General features: G+C 60.5%; 24 protein-coding genes. 19 read left to right on the forward strand and 5 right to left on the reverse strand.

Annotated elements, in window-relative coordinates:
* The first annotated feature begins 120 nt into the window (after positions 1–120).
* Both ACYZTZ_RS06000 and ACYZTZ_RS06005 read left to right on the forward strand, forming a co-directional pair.
* Entirely contained in the window at positions 121–774 is a 654-nt protein-coding gene (locus ACYZTZ_RS06000) for a GntR family transcriptional regulator (RefSeq protein ID WP_461997525.1), read from the forward strand.
* 15 nt (positions 775–789) lie between these two features.
* Positions 790–1,641 (forward strand): urea carboxylase-associated family protein, encoded by an 852-nt coding sequence (locus tag ACYZTZ_RS06005; RefSeq protein ID WP_461997526.1) that lies wholly within the window; start codon positions 790–792, stop codon positions 1,639–1,641.
* 67 nt (positions 1,642–1,708) lie between these two features.
* Here the strand turns inward: ACYZTZ_RS06005 and ACYZTZ_RS06010 are convergent, their stop codons facing one another.
* Positions 1,709–1,876 carry a DUF2897 family protein gene (locus ACYZTZ_RS06010; protein WP_082555873.1) on the reverse strand — a complete coding sequence of 56 codons (168 nt, stop codon included), beginning with the start codon at positions 1,874–1,876 and terminating at the stop codon, positions 1,709–1,711.
* Positions 1,877–2,000: 124 nt separating this feature from the next.
* Positions 2,001–3,365, reverse strand: a complete 1,365-nt coding sequence (gene eat, locus ACYZTZ_RS06015; protein WP_056744132.1) for an ethanolamine permease — start codon at positions 3,363–3,365, stop codon at positions 2,001–2,003.
* 538 nt (positions 3,366–3,903) lie between these two features.
* Between eat and kdpF the strand changes: the two genes are divergently transcribed.
* The 6 genes from kdpF to ACYZTZ_RS06045 all read left to right on the forward strand — a co-directional run bounded on the left by kdpF (position 3,904) and on the right by ACYZTZ_RS06045 (position 12,189).
* Complete coding sequence (kdpF, locus tag ACYZTZ_RS06020) at positions 3,904–3,993, forward strand: K(+)-transporting ATPase subunit F (RefSeq protein ID WP_007899818.1); 90 nt, start codon at positions 3,904–3,906, stop codon at positions 3,991–3,993.
* Between the two features lie 8 nt (positions 3,994–4,001).
* Positions 4,002–5,696 (forward strand): potassium-transporting ATPase subunit KdpA, encoded by a 1,695-nt coding sequence (kdpA, locus tag ACYZTZ_RS06025; protein WP_461997527.1) that lies wholly within the window; start codon positions 4,002–4,004, stop codon positions 5,694–5,696.
* A gap of 10 nt (positions 5,697–5,706) precedes the next feature.
* Complete coding sequence (kdpB, locus tag ACYZTZ_RS06030; protein WP_461997528.1) at positions 5,707–7,764, forward strand: potassium-transporting ATPase subunit KdpB; 2,058 nt, start codon at positions 5,707–5,709, stop codon at positions 7,762–7,764.
* Positions 7,765–8,098: 334 nt separating this feature from the next.
* On the forward strand, positions 8,099–8,644 hold the full coding sequence (kdpC, locus tag ACYZTZ_RS06035; RefSeq protein WP_461997529.1) for a potassium-transporting ATPase subunit KdpC: 546 nt from the start codon (positions 8,099–8,101) through the stop codon (positions 8,642–8,644).
* A 132-nt stretch (positions 8,645–8,776) separates the two neighbouring features.
* Complete coding sequence (locus tag ACYZTZ_RS06040; RefSeq protein WP_461997530.1) at positions 8,777–11,422, forward strand: DUF4118 domain-containing protein; 2,646 nt, start codon at positions 8,777–8,779, stop codon at positions 11,420–11,422.
* Positions 11,423–11,490: 68 nt separating this feature from the next.
* On the forward strand, positions 11,491–12,189 hold the full coding sequence (locus ACYZTZ_RS06045; RefSeq protein ID WP_008148780.1) for a response regulator: 699 nt from the start codon (positions 11,491–11,493) through the stop codon (positions 12,187–12,189).
* Positions 12,190–12,304: 115 nt separating this feature from the next.
* Here ACYZTZ_RS06045 and ACYZTZ_RS06050 read toward each other — a convergent pair whose 3' ends face one another.
* The gene (locus ACYZTZ_RS06050) at positions 12,305–13,345 is read right to left on the reverse strand and encodes a patatin-like phospholipase family protein (RefSeq protein WP_046047943.1); all 1,041 of its coding nucleotides are present in this window, start codon (positions 13,343–13,345) and stop codon (positions 12,305–12,307) included.
* A gap of 222 nt (positions 13,346–13,567) precedes the next feature.
* Between ACYZTZ_RS06050 and ACYZTZ_RS06055 the strand changes: the two genes are divergently transcribed.
* The 3 genes from ACYZTZ_RS06055 to ACYZTZ_RS06065 all read left to right on the forward strand — a co-directional run bounded on the left by ACYZTZ_RS06055 (position 13,568) and on the right by ACYZTZ_RS06065 (position 15,647).
* Entirely contained in the window at positions 13,568–13,846 is a 279-nt protein-coding gene (locus tag ACYZTZ_RS06055; protein WP_056744143.1) for a hypothetical protein, read from the forward strand.
* Between the two features lie 87 nt (positions 13,847–13,933).
* On the forward strand, positions 13,934–14,692 hold the full coding sequence (locus ACYZTZ_RS06060; protein ID WP_461997531.1) for a CHAD domain-containing protein: 759 nt from the start codon (positions 13,934–13,936) through the stop codon (positions 14,690–14,692).
* Positions 14,693–14,849: 157 nt separating this feature from the next.
* On the forward strand, positions 14,850–15,647 hold the full coding sequence (locus tag ACYZTZ_RS06065) for an acyl-CoA thioesterase (protein WP_461997532.1): 798 nt from the start codon (positions 14,850–14,852) through the stop codon (positions 15,645–15,647).
* On the opposite strand, the gene ACYZTZ_RS06070 is transcribed toward ACYZTZ_RS06065, so the two are convergent.
* Together ACYZTZ_RS06070 and ACYZTZ_RS06075 are read right to left on the reverse strand one after the other, a co-directional pair.
* On the reverse strand, positions 15,648–16,013 hold the full coding sequence (locus ACYZTZ_RS06070; protein WP_461997533.1) for a terminase: 366 nt from the start codon (positions 16,011–16,013) through the stop codon (positions 15,648–15,650). It abuts the gene before it with no gap.
* Between the two features lie 215 nt (positions 16,014–16,228).
* A complete protein-coding gene (locus ACYZTZ_RS06075) occupies positions 16,229–17,710 on the reverse strand; it encodes a methyl-accepting chemotaxis protein (protein WP_461997534.1) in 1,482 nt (493 codons plus the stop codon).
* Positions 17,711–17,888: 178 nt separating this feature from the next.
* On the opposite strand from ACYZTZ_RS06075, the gene ACYZTZ_RS06080 reads away from it, so the two are divergent.
* The 8 genes from ACYZTZ_RS06080 to ACYZTZ_RS06115 all read left to right on the forward strand — a co-directional run bounded on the left by ACYZTZ_RS06080 (position 17,889) and on the right by ACYZTZ_RS06115 (position 24,213).
* Positions 17,889–18,419 (forward strand): hypothetical protein, encoded by a 531-nt coding sequence (locus tag ACYZTZ_RS06080; protein ID WP_461997535.1) that lies wholly within the window; start codon positions 17,889–17,891, stop codon positions 18,417–18,419.
* 64 nt (positions 18,420–18,483) lie between these two features.
* Positions 18,484–18,675: a PLDc N-terminal domain-containing protein gene (locus ACYZTZ_RS06085; RefSeq protein ID WP_008148797.1), complete on the forward strand. Its 192-nt coding sequence runs from the start codon at positions 18,484–18,486 to the stop codon at positions 18,673–18,675.
* A gap of 138 nt (positions 18,676–18,813) precedes the next feature.
* Complete coding sequence (speE, locus tag ACYZTZ_RS06090; protein ID WP_056744151.1) at positions 18,814–19,689, forward strand: polyamine aminopropyltransferase; 876 nt, start codon at positions 18,814–18,816, stop codon at positions 19,687–19,689.
* 169 nt (positions 19,690–19,858) lie between these two features.
* The gene (locus ACYZTZ_RS06095) at positions 19,859–20,092 is read left to right on the forward strand and encodes a hypothetical protein (protein ID WP_461997536.1); all 234 of its coding nucleotides are present in this window, start codon (positions 19,859–19,861) and stop codon (positions 20,090–20,092) included.
* Positions 20,093–20,305: 213 nt separating this feature from the next.
* A complete protein-coding gene (locus ACYZTZ_RS06100) occupies positions 20,306–20,647 on the forward strand; it encodes a ribonuclease E inhibitor RraB (protein ID WP_008148805.1) in 342 nt (113 codons plus the stop codon).
* Positions 20,648–21,040: 393 nt separating this feature from the next.
* Positions 21,041–22,450: a circularly permuted type 2 ATP-grasp protein gene (locus ACYZTZ_RS06105; RefSeq protein WP_046047935.1), complete on the forward strand. Its 1,410-nt coding sequence runs from the start codon at positions 21,041–21,043 to the stop codon at positions 22,448–22,450.
* 12 nt (positions 22,451–22,462) lie between these two features.
* On the forward strand, positions 22,463–23,413 hold the full coding sequence (locus ACYZTZ_RS06110) for an alpha-E domain-containing protein (RefSeq protein ID WP_033055742.1): 951 nt from the start codon (positions 22,463–22,465) through the stop codon (positions 23,411–23,413).
* Complete coding sequence (locus ACYZTZ_RS06115) at positions 23,410–24,213, forward strand: transglutaminase family protein (protein ID WP_056744153.1); 804 nt, start codon at positions 23,410–23,412, stop codon at positions 24,211–24,213. Before ACYZTZ_RS06110 ends, ACYZTZ_RS06115 begins: the two co-directional genes overlap by 4 nt.
* Positions 24,214–24,242: the final 29 nt, after the last annotated feature.

Consider the following 24,242-nt stretch of genomic DNA (forward strand, 5'->3'; position numbering starts at 1 on the left):
ACTTCTACTTCTAAAAAGCATGCAGATGCGTCCAACTCCGTCCTGCTGACTAGAGTGAACTGGCACGAATAGTGATTACTCATTAACTGACGATTGTTGAACAATCACGAGGCAATGAGTATGAACAGCGGACTGTCCCTGGCCGACCACATCACACTTGAGTTACGCGCCGACATCATTGGCGGCCGTTTGCTGCCCGGCATGGCGTTGGTGGAAAACGATCTGGTGTCTGCCTACAACGCCTCCCGCAATACTATTCGCGAAGCGCTGCATCGCCTGGGGCAGGAAGGTCTGACCCGTTATGTGCGCAATAAGGGCGTGATGGTGCGCAGGCTGGACGTCGAGGATGTGCGGGATCTGTTCAAGGTCAGGCGCACCTTGGAGTTGCAGGCCATCAGCGCGAGTCAGCCGCTGCGCGACTATCAATCCGACCGGATGCTCGAAGCCCTGGAAGCCACCGAGCTTGCCCGGGAACGCGAAGACTGGCGCGCTGTCGGCACCCACAGTCTGGCCTTTCATCAACACATCGTTGGATTGCTGCGCAGTCCGTTGTTCGATGAGTTCTTCACCAACGTCGTCGCGCAATTGCGCCTGGTGTTCTGCACCGCTCCCGATGAATCTCGTTTTCAGGCGCCCTGGCTGGCGCGCGACCGGCAGATCCACGAGTTGTTGGCCGAGGGCGACAAACGTGCGGCCGAGGACGCCATGAGCCTGTATCTCGACGATTCCGAACACCTCCTGTTGCAAATGCTTGCCCCAGTTTCCCATCACTGATCGAGGATTCGTGCCATGTACAAAGACTATCCGGCGGCCTATCAAGTCAGCAAAGGTTCGGCCTTGCAGGTGGACAAAGCCTTCTACGAGCGGATCCGCGACAAGAAGGACGGGCGCACGCTGATCGAAGAATTCGAGGTGCCGATCCGCACTGGTCGCGCCTGGAAGGTGCCGGCCGGGCATGTGTTTCGTGTGACCACCCCCGTAGGGCCGCAAGTTGGGGATTTCAATGTCTGGAATGCCAACGATCCACGGGAGCGTTTGTGGGCGGCACGCACCCGGCAGTTACAGGGCGCACACGTCAGCACCCATGACCGGCTCTGGTCGAACCTGCCTTTTTTGCGGCCGCTGGTGACCATCACCGATGACAGTCTGGCCGGTTACGGGATCGATGAACATGGCGGTCGCTTGCATGATTTGCTGGGCACCCGCTGCGATCCTTATGTGAACAAAATGCTCACCGGCGAAGACTTCCATCATCACTGCCACTCGAACCTGACCCGCGCGGTGTTGCCTCATGGCCTGACCGAGTTTGACGTGCATGACGTGCTGAACATTTTCCAGTGCACGGGCCTGAACCACGACGACATGTACTTCATGAAAGCCTGTCCGGCACAGAAGGGCGATTACCTGGAGTTTTTTGCCGAAATCGATCTGCTCTGCGCGCTCTCGACCTGCCCTGGCGGTGATCTGTCACTGGCCATGTGGGGGCCGGATGCGCAGGATCCGCTAAGCGTGTGTCGCCCGCTCGGGGTGGAGATTTATCGATTGGATGATTCGTTGCTTGAGGGCTGGAGCCAGCCGGAACGCGCGGCATACAAAGGGCTGCATGGCTTGCACATTGCCAAGGCCGATTGGGAGAAATAAATCGAAAAATCGCAGCCTCCGAACCCCGTAGGAGCTGCCGAAGGCTGCGATCTTTTGATCTTTTGAACTAGCGGTCCTGCGCATCCTTGGCGTCCGCTTCCGCGTTGCGTTCAGCGACGCGTTTACGTTGCTCCTCGGTCAGATCGACCTTGGTGGCGGTGTCACGCAGCATCATCAAACCACCAACGATCGAGCCAATTGCAACGATCAGAATCAACCAGGCATACCAGGGCATAGGGCTCTCCTTGAGGGCAGGCCGATGGGCGGGTTTCGCCAATCGATCGTGCATACCACTTTGAGCGATTAATTTTCGCAGTGGTTCCATTCTATGCCTGATATGACAGCCGCACTTCGCCTGTTTAGAGCCCGGTCAGCATCGCGTCCGCCGGCGCATCGGCACGCAGTTGCGCCGTGAGCATGAAGTACACGAACCCCACCGCCATGAAGCCCAGGAAGATCAACCCGATCAACGTGTTGAACCAGGCCATCGCCACCAGGCAGACCACCGCCAGCACCAGCGCAATGAACGGCACCAACGGATAGCAAGGCGCGCGAAAGGTGCGCTCCAGATTCGGTTCGGTTTTGCGCAGTTTGAACAGGCTGAGCATGCTCATGATGTACATCACGATCGCCCCGAAGACCGCCATTGTGATCATCGCCGCCGTCAGCGTCATGCCGCCCAGGTTGATCAATCCGTCACTGTAGATCGCGGCAATGCCGATCACGCCACCGGCGATGATTGCCCGGTGCGGTGTCTGAAAACGTGACAACTTGGCCAGGGACGTCGGCAGGTAACCGGCCCGGGCGAGGGCGAAGAACTGCCGCGAGTAGCCGAGGATGATCCCGTGGAAACTCGCCACCAGGCCGAACAGGCCGATCCACACGAGCATGTGCAGCCAGCCCGAACTTTCGCCCACCACGGTTTTCATCGCTTGCGGCAGCGGGTCGTTGATGTTCGACAGGGTACGCCAGTCACCGACGCCGCCGGCAAAGAACATCACGCCCATCGCCAGCAAAACCAACGTCAGAATGCCGCTGATGTAGGCCTTCGGAATCGTGCGTTTCGGATCCTTGGCTTCTTCGGCGGCCATGGCGGCGCCTTCGATGGCCAGGAAGAACCAGATCGCGAACGGAATCGCCGCGAACATCCCGGCAATCGCCGGCGCGCCGAACACATCGGAGCCGGCCCAGCCATTGAGTGCGAAATTGCTGAAGCTGAATGCAGGGGCGACCACGCCCATGAACACCAACAGTTCGGCCACTGCGAGTACGCAGACCACCAGTTCGAAGGTCGCTGCCAGTTTCACCCCGAGGATGTTCAGGCCCATGAACACGATGTAGGCGCCGACCGCTGCGTGTTTCGGGTCGAGGGCAGGAAACTGCACGTTGAGGTAGGCACCGATGGCCAAGGCAATGGCCGGCGGGGCGAAGACAAATTCAATCAGTGTCGCCAGCCCCGCGATCAATCCGCCTTTCTCGCCAAAGGCGCGGCGGCTGTAGGCAAAGGGACCACCTGCGTGAGGAATCGCGGTGGTCAGCTCGGTGAAACTGAAGATGAAGCACGTGTACATCGTGGCGACCATGAAGGACGTCACCAGAAAACCGAGTGTGCCTGCCACGCCCCAGCCGTAACTCCAACCGAAGTATTCACCGGAAATCACCAGCCCGACCGCAATGCCCCACAAGTGCAACGTGCCCAGCGTGGGTTTGAGTTGTGTATTCATGCGTTGCTCCCTGAACGGTTTGGAAAGCTCGGGGGAGGGCGTTTGCAGTGGGCGTGCCATTTTGTATTTGTGCGTCGCAAAGCGCTGAAAGCTGTCGTATCGGGGATGTTCGGCGCTGGATGTCGGCGTTTTGTGCGCCAGTTGAGGGCGTTGTTGTCTGTTGTGCTGTTATCGCGAGCAGGCTTGGAATGGTAGTCGGGTTTGAAAACCACCCCCTCACCCCAGCCCTCTCCCCAGAGGGGAGAGGGGAAAGGGAGCCGATCTTCATCGCTTTCAAGACCTGAGTTCAACTCGGTATTTCAGGTCGATGTAACTCAAAAGAACAACTCAGTCAGTCCCCTCTACCCCTTGGGGAGAGGGTTAGGGTGAGGGGCGGATGTCCCTGACACACCACCAAAAGCAGCCCTGTAACAAACCCATAAACCCACTCTTTACGCTTTCTTTATGCCCAGCCAACCCCCTCGATCTCGTTCCTTTACAGCCTTCCTTCCGACAATGGCTCCACACGCGGCAATACGCCGTAACACGGAGAACTTCCATGAGCGTTCTGGACGGGGTGTCACTGCTACTGGCAGTGGGGCTGTTCATTTATCTGTTGGTTGCGCTGTTGCGCGCGGACCGGAACTAGGAGCGGCTATGCACAGTTATGACTATTGGCTGATCCTCGCCTTCTTCGCCCTGGTGCTGATACCGGCACCGTTTCTGGGCCGCTTCTACTACAAGGTGATGGAAGGGCAGCGCACCTGGCTTTCGCCGATTCTCGGACCGGTGGAACGCGGGTGTTATCGGGTGGCCGGCGTCGATCCGCAGGCCGAACAGAGCTGGCAGAAATACACCCTGGCCTTGCTCGCCTTCAACCTCGCGGGCTTTTTGCTGTTGTTCGCGATTCTGTTGTTCCAGGACCACTTGCCACTGAACCCGCAAAACCTGCCGGGTCAGGAGTGGACGCTGGCGTTCAACACCGCCGTCAGCTTCATGACCAACACCAACTGGCAGGCCTACAGCGGTGAAGCGTCGCTCAGCTACCTGAGTCAGATGGTCGGCCTCACGGTGCAGAACTTCGTCAGCGCCGCCACCGGCCTGGCGGTATTGGTTGCGCTGTGCCGCGGTATCGGTCGCAAATCGACCAAGACCCTCGGTAACTTCTGGGTCGACATGACCCGCGCCACCCTCTACGGCTTGCTGCCGCTGTGCCTGCTGCTGGCGCTGTATCTGGTCTGGCAGGGCGTGCCGCAAACCTTCGCGCAATACGTGAATGCCGTGACCATGCAGGGTGTTGACCAAGTGATCCCGCTCGGCCCTGCGGCCAGCCAGATTGCGATCAAGCAACTGGGCACCAACGGTGGTGGCTTCTTCGGCGTCAACTCGGCGCACCCGTTCGAGAACCCGACGGCGTGGAGCAACCTGTTTGAAGTCGGCTCGATCATTCTGATCCCGGTGGCGTTGGTGTTCACCTTCGGCCACTACGTGAAAGACCTGCGTCAGAGCCGCGCGATCATCGCCTGCATGTTGGCGCTGTTCCTGATCGGCGGCGCGACGTCGCTGTGGGCTGAATACCAGCCGAACCCGACCCTGAACAATGTCGCCGTCGAACAGACCGCGCCACTGGAAGGCAAGGAAGCACGCTTCGGCACGACTGCCACGGTGCTGTGGTCGGTGACCACCACCGCGGCGTCCAACGGTTCGGTCAACGGCATGCACGACAGCCTCAACCCGCTGAGCGGCATGGTCGCGATGGTCAACATGATGGTCGGCGAAGTGATCTTCGGCGGCGTCGGTGCCGGGCTCTACGGCATGTTGCTGAACGTGTTGATCGCGGTGTTCCTCGCCGGCCTGATGATCGGCCGTACGCCGGAATACCTCGGCAAGAAACTGCAGGCCAAGGAAGTCCAGTTGTTGGTGGTGACCTTGCTGGTGATGCCGGTCGGCGTGCTGGTACTCGGCGCGATTGCCGCGAGTCTGCCCGGCCCGGTCGCGGCGGTGAGCAACCCCGGTGCCCACGGTTTCAGCCAGTTGCTGTACGCCTACACCTCGGCCAGTGCTAACAACGGTTCAGCGTTCGGCGGCTTCGGTGCCAACACCGCGTTCCACAACCTGATGCTCGGCCTTGGCATGTTGATCGGTCGCTTCGGTTACATCCTCCCGGTACTGGCCCTGGCCGGCAGCCTGGCGATGAAGAAAACCGCACCGATCGGCCAGAACAGCTTCCCGACCCATGGCCCGCTGTTCGTGACCTTGCTGACCGTGACCATTTTGCTGGTGGGTGGTTTGACCTTCCTGCCGACATTGGCGCTGGGTCCTATTGCTGAACACTTGAGCATGGGCTTCTGAGGAATCAATGATGAATATGCCCGTAACTAAAGCCGCCACCGTCAAGGCGCCGGAACAACCGAAAACCGCCATCTCGGCCCTCTGGCGCCCGGCGCTGGTGCAAGCCTTCGTCAAGCTCGACCCTCGGCAATTGCAGCGTGCGCCGGTGATGCTGGTGGTCGAACTGACCGCGATCCTGACCACCGTGCTGTGCTTCATTCCCGACAGCAGCGTGCCGACCTTTGTCGCCGCGCAAATCGCCTTGTGGTTGTGGTTCACCGTGCTGTTCGCCAACTTCGCCGAAGCGTTGGCCGAAGGTCGCGGCAAGGCTCGCGCCGACAGCCTCAAGGCCGGTAGCGAAGGCCTGAGTGCTCGGCGCAAAACCAGCAACGGTGCCTTTCAAGTCGTGCCGGCCACCAGCCTGCGCAAGGGCGATGTAGTGCGCGTTGAAGCGGGGGAAATGATCCCCGGTGACGGCGAGGTGATCGAAGGTATCGCCGCGGTCAACGAAGCGGCGATTACCGGTGAATCCGCGCCGGTGATTCGCGAGTCCGGCGGCGACCGTTCGGCCGTCACCGGCAACACCCGACTGGTGTCCGACTGGCTGTTGGTGCGCATCACCGCCAACCCGGGCGAGTCGACACTCGATCGCATGATCGCCCTGGTCGAAGGCGCCAAACGCCAGAAAACCCCGAACGAAGTGGCGCTCGATATCCTGCTGATCGGCCTGACCCTGATCTTCCTGCTGGTGGTCGTCACCCTGCAACCGTTCGCCCACTTCGCCAACGGCAGCCTGCCGCTGGTGTTCCTGGTTGCGTTATTGGTCACGCTGATTCCGACCACCATTGGCGGTCTGTTGTCGGCCATCGGTATCGCCGGGATGGACCGTCTGGTGCGCCTGAATGTGATCGCCAAATCCGGTCGCGCTGTGGAAGCAGCGGGGGACGTACACGTCCTGCTGCTGGACAAGACCGGCACCATCACCTTCGGTAACCGTCGTTGCACCGCGGTTTATGCAGCACCGGGTGTAAGCAGCAAGGAACTGGCCGAAGGTGCGTTGTTCGCTTCGCTGGCCGATGACACCGCTGAAGGTAAATCTATCGTCGAGTACCTGCGTGGTCTTTATCCACAGCCTGAGCCGTCCACTGACATGCTGACTGTGGTGCCATTCAGCGCTGAAACTCGCCTGTCCGGTGTTGACTATCAGGGTCGTGTGTATCGCAAAGGCGCGGTGGATTCGTTGCTGGCGTTCGTTGGCCTGAAACGCGCCGACCTGGCCGCGTCTCTGTCCCGGGAAATCGACAAGATCGCCCAGAGCGGCGGCACCCCGTTGCTGGTCTGCGCCGACGGTAAATTGCTCGGCGCGATTCACCTCAAGGACGTGGTCAAACCCGGCATTCGCGAGCGTTTCGCCGAGCTGCGCAAGCTGGGAATTCGCACCGTCATGGTGACCGGCGACAACCCGCTGACCGCTGCGGCGATTGCCGCTGAAGCAGGCGTGGATGACGTGCTGGCCGAAGCCACGCCGGAGAAGAAACTGGCGCGCATTCGTCACGAGCAGAACGACGGGCGCCTGGTCGCCATGTGCGGTGACGGCGCCAATGACGCCCCGGCCCTGGCTCAGGCGGACGTGGGCATGGCGATGAACGACGGGACGCAAGCGGCGCGCGAGGCGGCGAACATGGTCGACCTCGACAGCGATCCGACCAAGCTGCTGGATGTGGTGCAAATCGGCAAGGAATTGCTGGTGACCCGCGGTGCGTTGACGACGTTTTCCATCGCCAACGACGTGGCCAAATACTTCGCGATTTTGCCGGCGCTGTTCGCCTCGATCTACCCGCAACTGGGCGTGCTGAACGTCATGCACCTGAGCAGTCCGCAGAGCGCGATTCTCTCGGCGATCGTGTTCAACGCCTTGATCATCGTGGTGCTGATTCCATTGGCATTGCGCGGCGTGCGCGTGCAAGCGGCGAGTGCGGCGGCGTTGCTGCGACGCAATCTGTTGATCTATGGATTGGGCGGGATTCTGGTGCCGTTTGTGGGGATCAAGGCGATCGACATGCTGTTGACGGCGTTGCATTTGGTTTGAGGCTGAAATCGACCCCCTCACCCTAACCCTCTCCCGGGGGGAGAGGGGACTGATCTCGGATGTCTTGCGAAATTTAGCGACCTGAAAGACCGAGTCGAACTCCGGTTTTGAAAGGCACAAAGATCGGCTCCCTTTTCCCCTCTCCTCCGAGGGGAGAGGGGACTGATCTCGGATGTCTTGCGGAATTTAGCGACCTGAAAGATCGAGTCGAACTCAGGTTTTGAAAGGCACAAAGATCGGCTCCCTTTCCCCCTCTCCCCCATGGGGAGAGGGCTGGGGTGAGGGGGGGATTTCCCTGACACCCCTCTACTTCTCCAATTTCGAGGATTTTGAAATGTCCACAATGATACGCCCGGCCCTGAGCCTGCTCGTCCTGATGACCCTGATCACCGGCGTCGCCTATCCACTGGTGGTCACCGGTGTTGCCCAGGTCGCGTTCCCCGATCAAGCCAATGGCAGTCTGGTTCACGATGCCGACGGCAAGGTCCGCGGCTCGTCGCTGATTGCGCAAGATTTTGTCGGCGACGCCTGGTTCCATCCACGGCCATCGGCCGGAGCATTTGCCACCGTGTCCAGCGGTGCCAGCAACCTTTCACCGAGCAACCCGGCCCTGGCCACTCGGGTGACCGATGATGCCAACAAGCTGCTGGTGCCGGGACAGGGGCCAGTGCCATTGGCGATGGTCACCACCTCTGGCAGTGGCCTCGATCCACACTTGCCACCGGCCGCGATTGCCTATCAACTGGCGCGTGTTGCGGCGGCGCGCAATTTGCCGGTGGCGACCCTTCAACAATTGATGGATGCGCACATCGAGCAGCCACTCGTTGGCCCGCCGGTGGTGAATGTATTGGCGCTGAACATCGCGCTGGAAAACCTGTAGATCGGTGGTGCTGCCATCGCGAGCAGGCTCACTCCCACAGGGGAATGCATTCCAAAATGTGGGAGCGAGCCTGCTCGCGATGGCGGCAGAACAGTCACCCCATCAACATCTGAATGAAAGAGATCCCCGAACATGAGTGACTCCGGCCGCGCCGACGCGCTGTTAGCAGACCTGCCCCGCGACGGCCGTGGCCGGCTCAAGGTTTTTCTCGGCGCCGCGCCCGGTGTCGGCAAGACCTACGCCATGTTGCAGGCGGCCCACACCCAACTGCGCCAGGGCGTGAAAGTCATTGCTGGCGTGGTCGAAACCCACGGTCGCGCCGAGACCGAAGCGCTGCTCGGCGGCTTGCCGCAGCAGCCGTTGGTGCGCTCGGAATACCGTGGCGTGATGCTCGAAGAAATGGACCTCGATGGCCTGCTCGCCGCCAAACCGAAACTGGTGCTGGTGGACGAACTGGCTCACAGCAACGCCCCCGGCAGTCGCCACACCAAACGCTGGCAAGACATTCAGGAACTGCTCGCTGCAGGCATCGACGTGTTCACCACGGTCAACGTCCAGCACCTGGAAAGTCTTAACGACAAAGTGCGTGGCATCACGGGTGTGCAAGTCCGCGAAACCCTGCCGGACTGGGTGCTGCAAGAAGCCTACGAACTGCTGCTGATCGACTTGCCACCGCGCGAGCTGCTCGAGCGTCTGCGCGATGGCAAGGTCTACGTGCCGGAGCAGGCGAGGGCGGCGATCGACGCCTTTTTCACCCAGACCAACCTCACGGCCCTGCGCGAGCTGGCGATGCAAACCGCCGCCGCTCAGGTCGATGATGATCTGGCCCAGGGCTATCGCCAACTCGGCCAAGCGGCACCGGCGATACGCGGTCGCCTGCTGGTCGGTGTCGATGGCGATGCTCAGGCCGAGCGGCTGGTACGTCACGCCAGTCGCGTCGCTCAGCGTCGGCATTTGCCGTGGAGCCTGGTGCATGTGGACAACGGCAGTGTGCGCGACGAGCAGTCGCGGCTGCGTCTGCAAAGCGCTCAGCAATTGGCCGAACGCCTCGGCGGCGAAGTGGTGTTGCTGCGCGCCGGCGAGGTGGCGAAAACCCTGATTCAGCACGCCGCCGAACGCCGCGCGAGTCTGGTGTTGGTCGGTCAGTCCCGGCAGCGTTTGCGTCGACGGTTGTTCGGCGGCGGTCTGGCGTCACGTTTGCTGCGCGATGCGCGCGGGCTGGAAATCAACGTCCTCGACAGCGATCACGAACAGCATCAGCCGCGTCAGCGTTCGGCGCAGTCACTGGTGTGGTTCGACTACGCGCTGGCGCTGGTGGCGACGGTGCTCGCCAGTGCCTTGGCCTGGGCGGTGGCGAGTGTTTTGCCGCTGCCCAATATCTCTCTGGTGTTCCTCGCCGCGGTGTTGCTGGTGGCGGTGCGCAGCAGCCTCGGCCCGGCGCTGGCCTGTGCGGCGCTGTCGTTTCTGACCTATGACTTTCTGTTCATCCCGCCGAATTTCTCCTTCAGCATCCAGCGCGAAGAAGACGTGCTGACCTTGCTGTTCTTCCTGCTGATGGCGGCGCTGACCGGTAACCTTGCGGCCCGGCAACGGCGGCAATTGCAGGCGCTGCGCGACACTCAGGAAGAGACCACCGAACTGCTCGACCTGTCACGCAAACTCACCGCCGCCACCGACCGCCAGGCGGTGGTCAGCGCAGCGGCCCAGCACCTCAATGGCTGGAGTGATCTGCAACTCTGTCTGCTCAATCAAGACGGGCAGGGTGGCTGGAAAGTCGAAACCGGTGGCCCGCTGGAATTTTCCGAAGCCGAGCGCGCTGCCGCCGATTGGGCCTGGCAACACGATCAACCGGCCGGCGCGGGCACCGGCACGCTGCCGCTCGGACGTTGGTGGTGGTGGCCGTTGTCGGTGGAAGACGGGCCGCTGGCATTGCTCGGTGTGTGTGCCAAAGAGGGCCAGACCTTGAGCGGTCAGCGTCGGCGTTTGTTGACCGCGCTGAGCCAACCGCTGGCTCAGGCGCTGGCGCGTGCGCAATTGGCCGAAGACCTGGAAGCCGCGAGGCTGCACGGCGAAACCGAGCAGCTGCGCAGTGCCTTGCTGGCCTCGGTGTCCCACGATTTGCGCACGCCGCTGACGTCCATGCGCGGCAGCATCGACAGCCTGTTGGCCCTCGGTGAGGCGATCCCGCTGGAGGATCGCCGCGAGCTGCTCGAAGGCACTCGCGATGAAGCCGAGCGCCTCGATCGCTACATCCAGAACCTGTTGGACATGACCCGCCTCGGGCACGGCGCCCTGAAGCTGGCGCGGGACTGGGTGTCGCCGGCCGACATCGTCGGCAGTTCGCTCAATCGTCTGCGCGCCGTGCTGGCGCCGTTGCAGGTAACCACCGAAGTGCCACCGGAGTTGCCGCTGCTGTACGTCCACGCCGCGCTGATCGAACAGGCTCTGGTCAACGTGCTGGAAAACGCCGCGCGCTTTTCACCGTCTCACGGTCGCCTGCAATTGCGCGCCGGAGCCGACGACAGCGAGCTGTTTTTTTCGGTGAGCGATGAAGGACCGGGGATTCCGCAGGAAGAACGGGCGAAGATTTTTGACATGTTCTACACCGCCGCGCGCGGTGATCGTGGCGGGCAAGGCACCGGGCTGGGCCTGGCGATCTGTCAGGGCATGGTCGGTGCCCATGGCGGGCGGATCAGTGTCGCCGATGGCATCGAAGGGCGCGGCACCTGCATCACCTTGCACCTGCCGTTGCAGGCTCAGCCGGCCTTTGAAAATTAAGAGCCGAAAGTGAAGCCTGATCGCGCTTGCGCTACTCTCTTGCCACTTCTTTGTGTTGATGTGAATTCATGAGCCAGACCGCGACCATTTTGGTCATCGACGACGAACCGCAGATCCGCAAATTCCTGCGCATCAGTCTTGTTTCCCAGGGCTACAAAGTGCTGGAGGCCGGCACCGGCACCGAGGGCCTGGCCCAGGCTGCGCTGAATAAACCGGACCTGCTGGTACTCGATCTCGGCCTGCCGGACATGGACGGCCAGCAAGTGCTGCGCGAGTTTCGCGAGTGGTCGACGGTGCCGGTGCTGGTGCTCTCGGTGCGCGCCAGTGAAGGGCAGAAAGTCGAAGCGCTCGACAACGGCGCCAACGACTACGTAACCAAGCCGTTTGGCATTCAGGAGTTTCTTGCACGGGTGCGTGCGTTGTTGCGTCAGGCGCCGGCGGGAGAAGCTCAACAAGCGGCGCTGACGTTCGGCCCATTGACCGTGGATCTGGCGTATCGCCGGGTGTTGCTCGACGGCACCGAAGTCGCGCTGACCCGCAAGGAATACGCGGTACTGGCGCAACTGGCGCGGCATCCGGGGCGGGTCATCACCCAGCAGCAATTACTCAAGGATATTTGGGGGCCGACCCATACCGAGGACACTCACTATTTGCGGATTGTGGTCGGGCACTTGCGCCAGAAACTGGCGGATGACCCTACTCAGCCTCGGTTTATCGTCACCGAGGCTGGGGTCGGGTATCGGTTGTTGAGTGAGGACAGTCTTTAGTTTCTGTGTTGAGTGATCCGGCCTCTTCGCGAGCAGGCTCGCTCCCACAGGGATATGCATTCCAATGTGGGAGCGAGCCTGCTCGCGAAGGGGCCTTATCATTCACTCGAGAATCTCAGGAATCCCGTTCATTCTCATACCGGTCCAGCGTATCCCGCGCAATCTCCCGCCCCAGCGCGATCAGTTCCGGTGCCTTGTAAAACTCGAAAAACCGGCACACCCGCTTTGGCACGTTGATCAAAATATCCGGCGGATAACCGGCGATCTTGTACTGCGCCAACGACGTCTGCATCACCTCGAAACTCTGGTTGATCAGGTCCAACAAAGACGCCGGGCCAACGTTGTCGATGATGAACGAACCGGTGGCGGACTTCGGCGCGCCGGCGCGTTCAGGGGCGGCAGCCGGTTGCTGGGCTTCGGGTTCGGCGGATTCGATCCACGGGTTGATCTCGGCCGCTTCTGCCATCAACGCTTCCTTTTCCAGCAGCAGCAATTGTTCCGCCTGTTTGCGGCGGAAGGGCAATTTTGAACCGAGCGAGTTGATCAGGCTGTCGAAGCGGGTCTTGAACGCCGCCGGGCGCTGGATCACCGGCAGTTGATAGTGGCGCTGGTTGGTGGAGTTGAGGTTGACCGCGATGATCAGGTCGCAATGACTCGACACCACCGGCACGATCGGTAAAGGGTTGAGAATGCCGCCGTCCACCAGCATGCGGTTGCCCTGCATCACCGGGGTGAACAGGCTGGGAATCGCCGCCGAGGCGCGCATGGCCTGGTGCAGGCAGCCTTCCTGAAACCAGATTTCCTGTTGGTTTGTCAGGTCGGTAGCCACCGCCGTGTAGGGGATGCGCAAGTCTTCGATATTGATCTCGCCGACGATCTTGCGGATCTGCCCGAAAACCTTCTCCCCGCGAATCGCACCCAGACGAAAACTGACGTCCACCAGACGTAAAACGTCGAGGTAATCCAGGCTTTCGATCCAGTTGCGATATTCGTCGAGTTTGCCGGCGGCATAGATCCCGCCGACCACCGCGCCCATGGAACATCCGGCGATGCAGGCGATGTCGTAGCCACGCCGTTCGATTTCTTCAATGACCCCGATATGGGCGTAGCCCCGGGCCCCACCTGAGCCCAGCACCAGCGCGACACGCTTTTTCATGAATCGCCCTCGTCTGACAAGGTTCAACAATGCACCCATCGAGGGGCGCGCTTCAATCGCTAAGGTCGTTCCGCGAGGCGAGGGCGTCGTTTTTTCGACACTCTTTGGCAGCAGATGGGTATTCTCGCGAGCACTTTAGTTTCCGAGGCGGGGCCAAGGCACTTTTCACGCGCCAGACCGTCTTAACTGCACGACTGTTTACCTATCTTTGAGGTGTGAATAATGAAAGCCTGGATCTGTGTGCCTTTGATTGCCCTGGCACTCGCCGGTTGCGCCGGCAAAACCGCTTACCGTGACAGCTGCGGTAGCGGGATCGATGCCGCGTGGCATGAACTGGATCTGGCCAAGGCCGAAGGTTTTGCCGGAACTGTCAGCTATTCCAAGGCCCTGTCGCTGCTGACCGGTGCCAAGACCCAGCAGCAATTCGAAGCGTTCGAAGGTTGCGCCAAGAAAGCCGAGAAGGCGCGTTTTTATATTCGTGAATCTCGCGCGGGGCGCTGAAAGCCGCTCTAAGCTCTAAGCTGCAAGCAATAAGTCGGTCGCCCCGGATTTCGGCTGGCGGCTTGCAGCTGTTTACGGAGTAACCCCATGATTAACCGGTTGGTGGCTCATGTCCTGGGCTTGGAAGTCCGTTTGCTGGCCTGTCAGGCACGCCTGAGTGCCCGCACCGACCCTGAAGCGCTGCACGATCTGCGCACCACGGTTCGCCGTTTGCGCAGTTTGCTGCGGCCATTGCGCGGCTTGCCCGGGGTCGAACAGCTGGAAGCAGCGGCGTCCCGGGTCGGCGACCTGACCACGCCGTTGCGCGATCGCGAAGTGCTGGCGGCGTACCTGCTCGAGCATGAGCAAACCGAGGCTGCCCATCGGCGTATGGCGCAAATGGCCGAGGCTTACCCGGCCGTCGCGACGAGTCCTGAAGTGGCGCAGTTGCTGATGATCCTCGACGCCTTTCCGCGTTTTCTGCGGGCCTCCCAGCGTCAGGGCTTGCTCAAGGGCTTGCGCCCGCGCATCGAAAAACGTTTAGCCAAACAATGGAAGAAACTCGATCAGGCCCTGCACGATCCGGCGCATGATCGCCACCGTTTGCGCCTGCTGATCAAGCGCGTGCGCTATGGCATCGAAGCCTATCCCGAGCTGGATCGATTGCCGAAAGCCGCGATGCCGCGCTTGAAGTCCGCGCAAGTTGCCTTGGGCGATTGGCACGATTGCTGGCAATGGCTGGCCAGGGCCGAACAGGAAGCCGATTTGCAGCCCTGCGTCGCGGCCTGGAAAACCGCCATGGCCAAGGCCGAAGGCCGCGCCGACCGGGTCCTCGACAAACTCAGCGCTGCCTGTTTCAAATCCTGAAACCACCGCATATCAAATGTGGGAGCGGTGTTGAACATTGAATGAGTGTTCGTATCGAGTGCGGCTCATCTGTCAGTGCTTTTGGCCGGAATAAGCGCTGTGCCATCCTCGCGGGCTGGTTAAGATCCCTTCATCCTTTTCCCGCACCGAGGTTTCCATGCGCTTTTCCGATCTGCTCGACGCTGTCCGCAGCCAGCCGCTGGAGCTGTCTATCCCGGCCGAATGGGCTCAGGGGCGTGCCAGTTTCGGTGGCCTGGTGGCTGCCTTGCAGTACGAAGCCATGCGCGCGAAGGTCCCGGCGGATCGTCCGGTGCGCTCGTTGGCGATCACCTTTGTCGGTCCGGTCGAGCCTGAAGTGCCAGTCAGCTTTGAAGTCGATGTGTTGCGCGAAGGGAAGGCTGTCAGCCAGGTGCTGGGCCGGGCGATGCAGAAGGGCCAGGTGGTGACATTGGTCCAGGGCAGCTTCGGCGCCTCGCGACCGTCGGAAGTGGCGGTGATCGCCGATCCGGCACCCGAGATGAAGCACTGGGACGACTGCCAGGAACTGCCTTACGTCAAAGGCGTGACTCCAGAGTTCATGCGGCATCTGGCGATGCGCTGGAGTGTCGGCGGTCTGCCGTTCACCGGCAACAAATCCCGCGAGATGGGCGGTTGGGTTCGCTTGCGCGGGGACGTGAAGGAAGAGGCGGTCAGCGAGTCGCATATCCTGGCGCTGGTCGACGCCTGGCCACCGGCGCTGTTGCCGCACCTGAAAAAACCGGCGATGGGCAGCACGCTGACCTGGACCATTGAATTCGTCCAGCCGTTGCTGGAACTGAGCACGCTGGACTGGTGCAAATACCTCGTCGAGATCGAGCATGCCGCTGACGGCTACGGTCATGCCGCCGCGAAATTGTGGAACGCCGACGGTCAGTTGATTGCCATGAGCCGGCAGACGGTGACGATTTTCGCCTGATCAGTGACGGCGGTGGCGCTCACGCCAGGCGCGCCACCAGCCGCCGCTCAGGAAGAACCGTGGGAACGTCAGAAACTGCTCGACCAACAAGCGCGACACGGCATCTTTGCGATCGCTGAACGGCTCGGAGGCTTGCGCCTCCAGGCTGTGACCGTGGCGTTGCAGGCCGAGGGCGGCGAACAGGCCGATGACGCCAATCGCGACATTCGCGAAACTCAGACTGAACACTCCCGAGACAATCAGCAGAAATGCCACGATGAACAGCGGCACGGCAATCAGGTGCAGCACCAGATTGGTCGGGTGCTGGTGATTGTTCGGGTACGCTCGCCATTGCCAGGCGGGAAGGTTGGGGTGACGTTTGCCCATGATGGTAATCCTTGGTTCGTTGAGGCTCTTGAACAAAGGATAGGCCGGGGCAAACCAGTCGGCGAATCAAGGCTGGCTATCGGAGTGATAGGTGTCATGTTTGGAATTGATGTTGATTGAGCTGACGCCTTCGCGAGCAAGCTCGCTCCCACATTGGAATGCGATCAAATGTGGGAGCGGCGGTGCGGCGATCCGACTTGCTCGCGAAGGGGCCGTCAAAGCTTGAGCTGACCGATAGCCTTGCTCAATTCCCCGGCCAACGCCGCCAGCTCATTGCTGGTAGTCGCCGAAACCACGGTCTGCTGCACGGTGTTCTCGGTCACATCCCGAATGCTCACGACCGCCCGGTTCATCTCTTCCGCCACGTGGCTCTGCTGCTCGGCCGCCACGGCGATCTGCGTGTTGCTTTCACGCATCTGTGCCACGGCGCTGGTGATTTCCGCCAAGGCTTCGCCGGCCTCCTGAGCCTGCTGCACGCAATCGTCGGCCTTGAACGAACTTTCCTGCATGAAATCCACCGCGTCCCGAGTCCCGGCCTGCAACGCGGAAACCATGATTGTGATCTCGTCAGTGGAGGTCTGGACACGTTTGGCCAGGTTACGCACTTCATCGGCAACCACCGCAAAACCGCGACCCATTTCACCGGCACGGGCCGCTTCAATCGCTGCGTTCAGCGCCAGCAGATTGGTCTGCTCGGCGATGCTGTGAATCACACTGACCACGCCGTTGATTTTCTGACTGTCCTCGGCCAGACGCTGAATCATCTCGGCAGTCTGCTGCACTCCGCTGGACAGGCCGGCAATCGACTTCTGCACCCGACTGACCACTTCCTGCCCGCTGCCGGCCAGGGTGTCGGCGGTTTGCGAGAGGTCGCGGGTGGCGCCGGCGTGCTGGGCAATGTGATAGACCGTGGCGGTCATTTCGTTGATTGCCGTGGCGGCCTGATCGGTTTCGCTTTGCTGGCCAAGCATGCCGTGACGCACTTCGTTCATGCTCGACGCCAGCCGCGCCGCGCCGACATCCAGTTGCCGGGCGGTGCTGGCGACGGTGTTGACCACCCGCTGGTAACCGGCTTGCATGGCGTTGAAGGCATTGGCCATCTGCCCGACTTCATCCGTGCAGGCCAGCGGCACACGGGCCGACAGGTCACCGGTTTTCTCGACGTGGAGCATCACGTCCTTCAGCGTATTGAGCTGGCTGAGCAGGAAGCGGATCAACAATTGTGAAGCGCCGAGCATCGCCAGCATCAGGATTGCCACCGCCACCGCATAGTTGGGAAAACGCTCGCCAAAGACCTGGGTCAGGCTCGGGCCATGGGCAATCACTGCGACCTGGTTGCCATCCGTGCGCGTAAACACTTCAGCGCCCATCAACGGATTGTTGCCGAACAGCGGCATGGCATTGATTTCGACCCAACCGTTGGTATCGGCCAGTTTCATTACCGGCTGCCCGTTCAGCAACGGTGCCTGCCCGCGACTGAAGGTCAGCACGTTATCGGCTTTGGGGAGCGGTTGCCCGGCGGGCCAGGCGTTGAGCAGTCGCGCCTGGGCTTGTGCCGATGCCTGATAAGCATGGCTGCGGGCCTGTTGTTCGAGCTGTACGGCGTACAACACCAGCAGCAAAGTGGTGACGAAGGCGACGGCGTTGACCGCCCAGAATTTGTATTTCAGCGAGATATTGCTAAGCCAGGCACCCATGGAGGTCTTCTCTGATAGCGGAAACAGTTTCGGCAAGGTGCCAGTATTGTGCCGCTACTCAGGGGGCTGGATCTTGATGTGGGTCAACAATCCCGGCCATGCTCGCGCACAGGAATTGCGGGACGTAATGCGCTATCCTTCGCGCCTTCAAATTTCCCTCGCTACAGGATTCCGCCCCATGAAAGCCGCACTCGTCGAACTCATCAGCAAAATAAGCTCCGGGTGCATGAGCGATGACGAAATCCTGAAAATCGCAGACGAAGCGGCCCAGGCCTACGCCGATCCCGAGACTTTTCTGACGGCCAATCCGGATATCAACTACGACGAAACGTTTCCGATTCCGCTGGGCGAGTGGGTCGTCGTCGGCAGTTTGCCGGAGACCGTGCTGTTTCAGGCCGACACCTATGTGGACCTGTTCGCCCAGATCGTTTCCTCGTTCGGCCCCGGCGTTGATTTCAATATCAAACCCAAGCAACTGGCCAAGACTGAAGCCCTGACCGCGCTCAATCGCATTCAGGTGCAGATGGGCAGCATGAACAAGGAAAACGGCGGTTACACGCTGATGAACTTCAGTCAGTTGCTCGACGACGAACTGCAAGTGGTGCTGGTCTACGGCAACGACGTGCCGCGCGTACTCGAGTTGTGCGCCAAAGTCGGCATCGCTGCCGCACCCTCGCTGGAAGCCCTCAAAATCGCCGTCCACGTTTAAAAAACGGAACCCTCGCAAGGCCCGGCTATCCTAAGAGTGCAAACCACTCTTAGGGAGCGACACCATGGGTTCCACGTTCAACGGTCTGATTGGCCTGATTATTCTTGCCCTGGATATCTGGGCAATCATCAACGTGCTCAAAAGTGGTGCCGACACAGGGATGAAAATCATCTGGGTGCTGCTGATCCTGCTGCTGCCGGTGCTGGGCCTGATCATCTGGGCCATTGCCGGGCCACGAGGCAACGTCCGAATCTGAATACGCACCCAAAGCCGACACCTTTCCCCTGTGGGAGCGAGCCTGTTCTATGCCTAGCCGACAGACGAAGGTTCGACCTGTCATGTCCCGCAACGTAGACTTCGCGCCTTGCCACCCGCATTCATCGGAGCACTTCCCATGAGCAACACCCCGACCAGCGAATACCTGGAAACCCTCTACGAAGGCTACGGCCAGCGTTTTCGCATGGAAAAACTGCTGCACGAAGTGCGCACCGAACACCAACACCTGGTGATTTTCGAAAACCCGCGCATGGGCCGCGTCATGGCGCTGGACGGCGTGATCCAGACCACCGAAGCCGACGAATTCATCTACCACGAGATGTTGACCCACGTGCCGATCCTGGCGCATGGCACCGCCAAGCGCGTGCTGATCATCGGTGGCGGCGACGGCGGCATGCTGCGTGAAGTGGCCAAGCACCGCAGTATCGAGCACATCACCATGGTCGAGATCGACGGCACCGTGGTCGACATGTGCAAGGAATTCCTGCCGAACCACTCCAAGGGTGCGTTCGCTGACCCACGCCTGAACCTGGTGATCGACGACGGTATGCGTTTCGTCGCCACCACCACCGAAAAATTCGACGTGATCATTTCCGACTCCACCGACCCGATCGGCCCGGGCGAAGTGCTGTTCTCGGAAAACTTCTACCAGGCCTGCCGTCGCTGCCTGAACGAAGGCGGCATCCTGGTGACCCAGAACGGCACACCGTTCATGCAAATCGAAGAAGTCAAAACCACCGCCGGGCGTCTGCGTAGCCTGTTCCCTGACTGGCACTTCTATCAGGCGGCCGTGCCGACCTACATCGGCGGCGCCATGACCTTCGCCTGGGGCGCGACCAATACCGCCTATCGCAAATTGTCCCGTGAAACCCTGCAGCAGCGCTTCGCCGGCAGCGGCATCATCACCCGCTACTACAATCCGGAAATCCACATCGGCGCGTTCGCCTTGCCGCAATACGTCCTGCAGGCTGTGAACAAGCCTAGCAACGACTGATATCGAGCAAGCCAGAAAGGGCCCTCTCAGGTTGTGTGAAAACACACCGGAGACGGCCCTTTTTTCATGCTTCACTTATAGATGTAGAAGGTCCGGTTGAACGATTGGCCGGGGAAGAATGTCGAGATACATGTAAGCCCATCCATGGGTTTTATCGAGGAGGCACCTGATGCAAAAGTGGAAAGTCACTTTCGTTGATGATCACGGTGAAAAAGTTGACGAGGTGTTCGAGAGCGATGAATGCCCGGACAACGAGCAAGCCGCGAAGCTCATCCGCGCCCGGCGTCTGCCTGTGGCTGCCGAACTGGACCTCAACGATCTGGAAGGGCGCGTCGATGATCCGACTGTCAAAAGTCTGAAGACCCAGTGCAGCATTGAAATCCTCAGCATCACGCCAATCTGAACATCTCCTGTCACATTCCTAACCAGGCCTTGGCAGCGGCTCTATCTTGAGGCTACTCTGCAATCGAGATCAGCGAACGGATCGCTAAGGTCTGGTCTTGTCAGCTACATGCTTGCTTCCCACCGGCAACGTTGTTGCCGCATTGCTCGCCCCATTCGGTTGCGAGTGCCGGGAATACGGAAAGTCTATCCATCAGTCTGAGGGGGACGTTTCATGAGCACAGCCTATCAAGAAGACATCAGCACCAGCGTCTTGCGCCGCATGAAAGAAGGCGGTTTCGACTTTTCACGATTCCATCCCATCGAGTTCTACGCCATTTTCCCGGACGAGGAGCGGGCACGCAGGGCGGCAGGGCATTACTGTGGTGAATCCTTGAATGCACAAATCAGCGTGCGCGACGACGGCGCGTGGTACCTGGAACTGAGCAAAGTGATGTACGCCACTTATGACGGTATCGGCGATTTTGAGCAGGATTTCGAGGCGGTGGTCGAGCCTTTGGGCGGCATCATCGAAGGATGGGGCGTGAAGCAGGAGGTACGAGGGCGACTCGCATAACTTATGAACAGTGACAACACTCAGCAACGGCTGACCTCAGGGTTGGCCGTTTTCGTTTGTGGGGTTTGGAAATCGTGTTTTTGATTCATAACGTTTCAAAAGCGCAAAAAAAAGCCGCCTAAACAGGCGGCTAAAGGGAAGTTCATCAAGATTTTCAGCGAATGCGCGGATTATCCGCATCGACTCCCGGGCAGTGAAATCAACTCTGGCTATGCTGGTGATAGGCGACAACATTGCTTCGCAATGAAGCGGGGGCGATCAGGTGGGGGCATTTACCGCACAGGATTGGTGCGGTGCGTGCAGTGCGATTATCCAACTGATTGATATCAAAGCGTTTATGCCGATGGCACGGGCTTTGCGAAGCCCAGATGTCCGGGTGACAAGGAGTACGGCATGATCCGCACCTATTTTGATGAGATGTACGATGCCGGTGGCCAGGTCCGCCCGCATTATCGGGAGTTTGCCCGTTGGCTGGCCGAAACGCCTGACGAGCTTTTGGCACAACGGCGACGCGAGGCCGATCTGTTATTTCATCGCGCCGGGATTACATTCACGCTCTATGGTGATGAGCAAGGGACAGAGCGCCTGATTCCCTTCGACACCATTCCCCGCAGCATCCCCGCCAGTGAATGGCGAGTTGTCGAGCGCGGCTGCATTCAGCGGGTCAAGGCGTTGAACATGTTCCTCGCCGACCTCTATCACGAGCAGCGCATTATCAAGGCCGGCATCATTCCAGCCGAGCAAGTGCTGGCCAACGAGCAATACCAGTTGGCGATGCAAGGGCTGGATTTGCACCGCGATATCTATTCCCACATCTCCGGGGTCGATCTGGTGCGCGATGGCGACGGCACGTACTACGTGCTTGAAGACAATCTTCGTACGCCGAGCGGCGTCAGCTACATGCTGGAAGACCGCAAGATGATGATGCGGTTGTTCCCCGAGTTGTTCGCGGCCCAGCGCATTGCCCCTATCGACCACTATCCGAACCTGTTGCTCGACACCCTGAAAAGCTCCAGCCCGATTGATAACCCGAGCGTAGTGGTACTGACGCCGGGTCGTTTCAACAGCGCGTTCTTTGAACATGCGTTTCTGGCGCGGGAAATGGGCGTTGAGCTGGTGGAAGGCGCGGACCTGTTCGTGCGGGATGACAAGGTGTTCATGCGCACCACGGACGGGCCGAAAGCCGTCGACGTGATCTACCGTCGCCTCGACGATGCGTTCCTCGATCCGCTGGCGTTCAACCCGGACTCGATGCTTGGTGTTCCAGGGCTGCTGTCGTCGTACCGCTCTGGCAACGTCGTGTTGGCGAATGCCATCGGCACCGGGGTCGCGGACGACAAATCGGTCTATCCATTCGTCACGGACATGATCCGTTTCTACCTGGATGAAGAGCCGATTCTGAAGAACGTGCCGACGTTCCAGTGCCGCAATCCCTCTGAACTGTCCCACGTACTGGCCAATCTTCCGGAACTGGTGGTCAAGGAAACCCAGGGCTCCGGCGGTTACGGAATGCTGGTCGGGCCGGCGGCGACGGCGGCGGAAATCGAGTCATTCCGCGCGCGGATCAAAGCCAAGCCCCATGCGTACATCGCGCAACCGACGTTGTCCCTGTCGACCTGTCCGACCTTTGTCGAAAACGGCATCGCTCCACGCCACATCGACCTGCGTCCGTTTGTATTGTCTGGCCGCGAAACCCGGGTTGTGCCCGGCGGTTTGACCCGTGTTGCCCTGCGCGAAGGCTCTCTGGTGGTGAATTCATCCCAGGGCGGTGGAACCAAGGACACCTGGGTGGTCGAGGATTGAAGGAAGCCTGCCATGTTAAGTAGAACTGCCTCGGATTTGTATTGGATGTCGCGTTACCTGGAGCGGGCTGAAAACCTCGCACGGATGCTCGACATCAGTTATTCGCTGTCGCTGATGCCACAGGATGGCCGTGGTGACGGCCTGCATGAACTCGCCATGCCGTTGCTGATCACCGGCACCCTGGACGATTACCTGGAGCGCCACGGCGATTTGCATGCTGAACGGCTGCTGCATTTCTTCGCCCTGGACGCGGCCAACCCGGCGAGCATCTACAGCTGCCTCGGCGCCGCGCGGGCCAGTGCCCATGCGGTGCGTGGGCGAATCACCGCCGACATGTGGGAAAACATCAATGCCACCTGGCTGGAAATCCGCGGGATTGCCGATCAGGGCTTGAGTCGCTACGGCATGAGCCGTTTCTGCGAGTGGATCAAGGAGCGTTCCCACCTGTTCCGCGGCGCGTCCTACGGCACGATCATGCGTAACGATGCGTTCCGCTTTATTCGTCTGGGGACGTTTATCGAAAGGGCCGACAACACGTTGCGCCTGCTGGATGCCCGCTACGAAATGGCTGGCGATCAGGCAGAGGCGGTCAGCGATGGCACCGCTCACGCCTATTACCAGTGGAGCGCTTTACTAAGGGCGTTGTCCTCGTTCGAGGCCTACACCGAGATCTACCGCGACGCACCCGGCGCCCGGCATGTGGCTGAGTTGCTGTTGCTGCGCGCTGACGTGCCGCGTTCATTGCGCGCCTGCACCGAAGAAATCGACCAGATCCTTGCCCAGCTGCCGGGGGCCAACGGCCGTCCCGCGCAACGCCTGGCAGCGGAAATGGACGCACGCCTGCGCTACACCGGCATCACCGAAATTCTCGACGAAGGCCTGCACGCCTGGCTGACCGAGTTCATCCCGCTGGTGCGCCAGTTGGGTAACGCCATACACAGTTCCTACCTGGAGGCTGCATGAGACTTTCCATTAGCCACGAGACCACCTATCACTACGAAGATCAGGTGCGGGCGAGCATCCAGTACCTGCGACTGACACCCCACGACAGCGAGCGTCAGCACGTGCTCAGCTGGCAGCTCGACTTGCCGCGCCCGGTGCGCGCGCAACTCGATCCGTTCGGCAATATCCTGCACGTGTTGACCATGGACGAGCCCCACGAGGCGATCATCATTGGCGCCCGGGGCCAGGTGGACATCGACGAATTACGCGAGGCGGAGCATGAAAGCCAGTCGGCGCTGCCGTTCCTGCGTTTCACGCGCCTGACCGAAGCCGACGAAGCCCTTCGTGCGTTCGCCGAGAAGGAGTGCAAGCAACGCCGGGATCGCACGGCGCTGATCGACTTGATGCATGGCCTGAACCAGCACATGACCTACACGCCGGGCTCCACCGAAGTGGACACCAGCGCCGCTCAAGCTTTCGCCGGGCGTTCGGGCGTCTGCCAGGATCACACCCACGCCTTTCTCGCCTGCGCTCGCAGCCTTGGCATTCCGTCGCGTTATGTGTCGGGTTATTTGTACAGCGAGAACAGCGAACACCTGGCCAGTCACGCCTGGGCGGAAGCCTGGCTCGATGACGCCTGGTACAGCTTTGACGTGACCAATGAATTGGCGCGGCCTGAGCGTCATCTGAAACTGGCGGTGGGCCTGGATTACCTGGACGCCTGCCCGGTGCGTGGCATGCGACGTGGCGGTGGTTGCGAGCAGATGCATGCGAAGGTGTTTGTGTCACCGACCCCGGTTATCTCCGTCCAGCAGCAATAAACCGGAACACCACAAATCCCCTGTGGGAG

Source organism: Pseudomonas sp. LB3P58 (genome assembly GCF_054897895.1).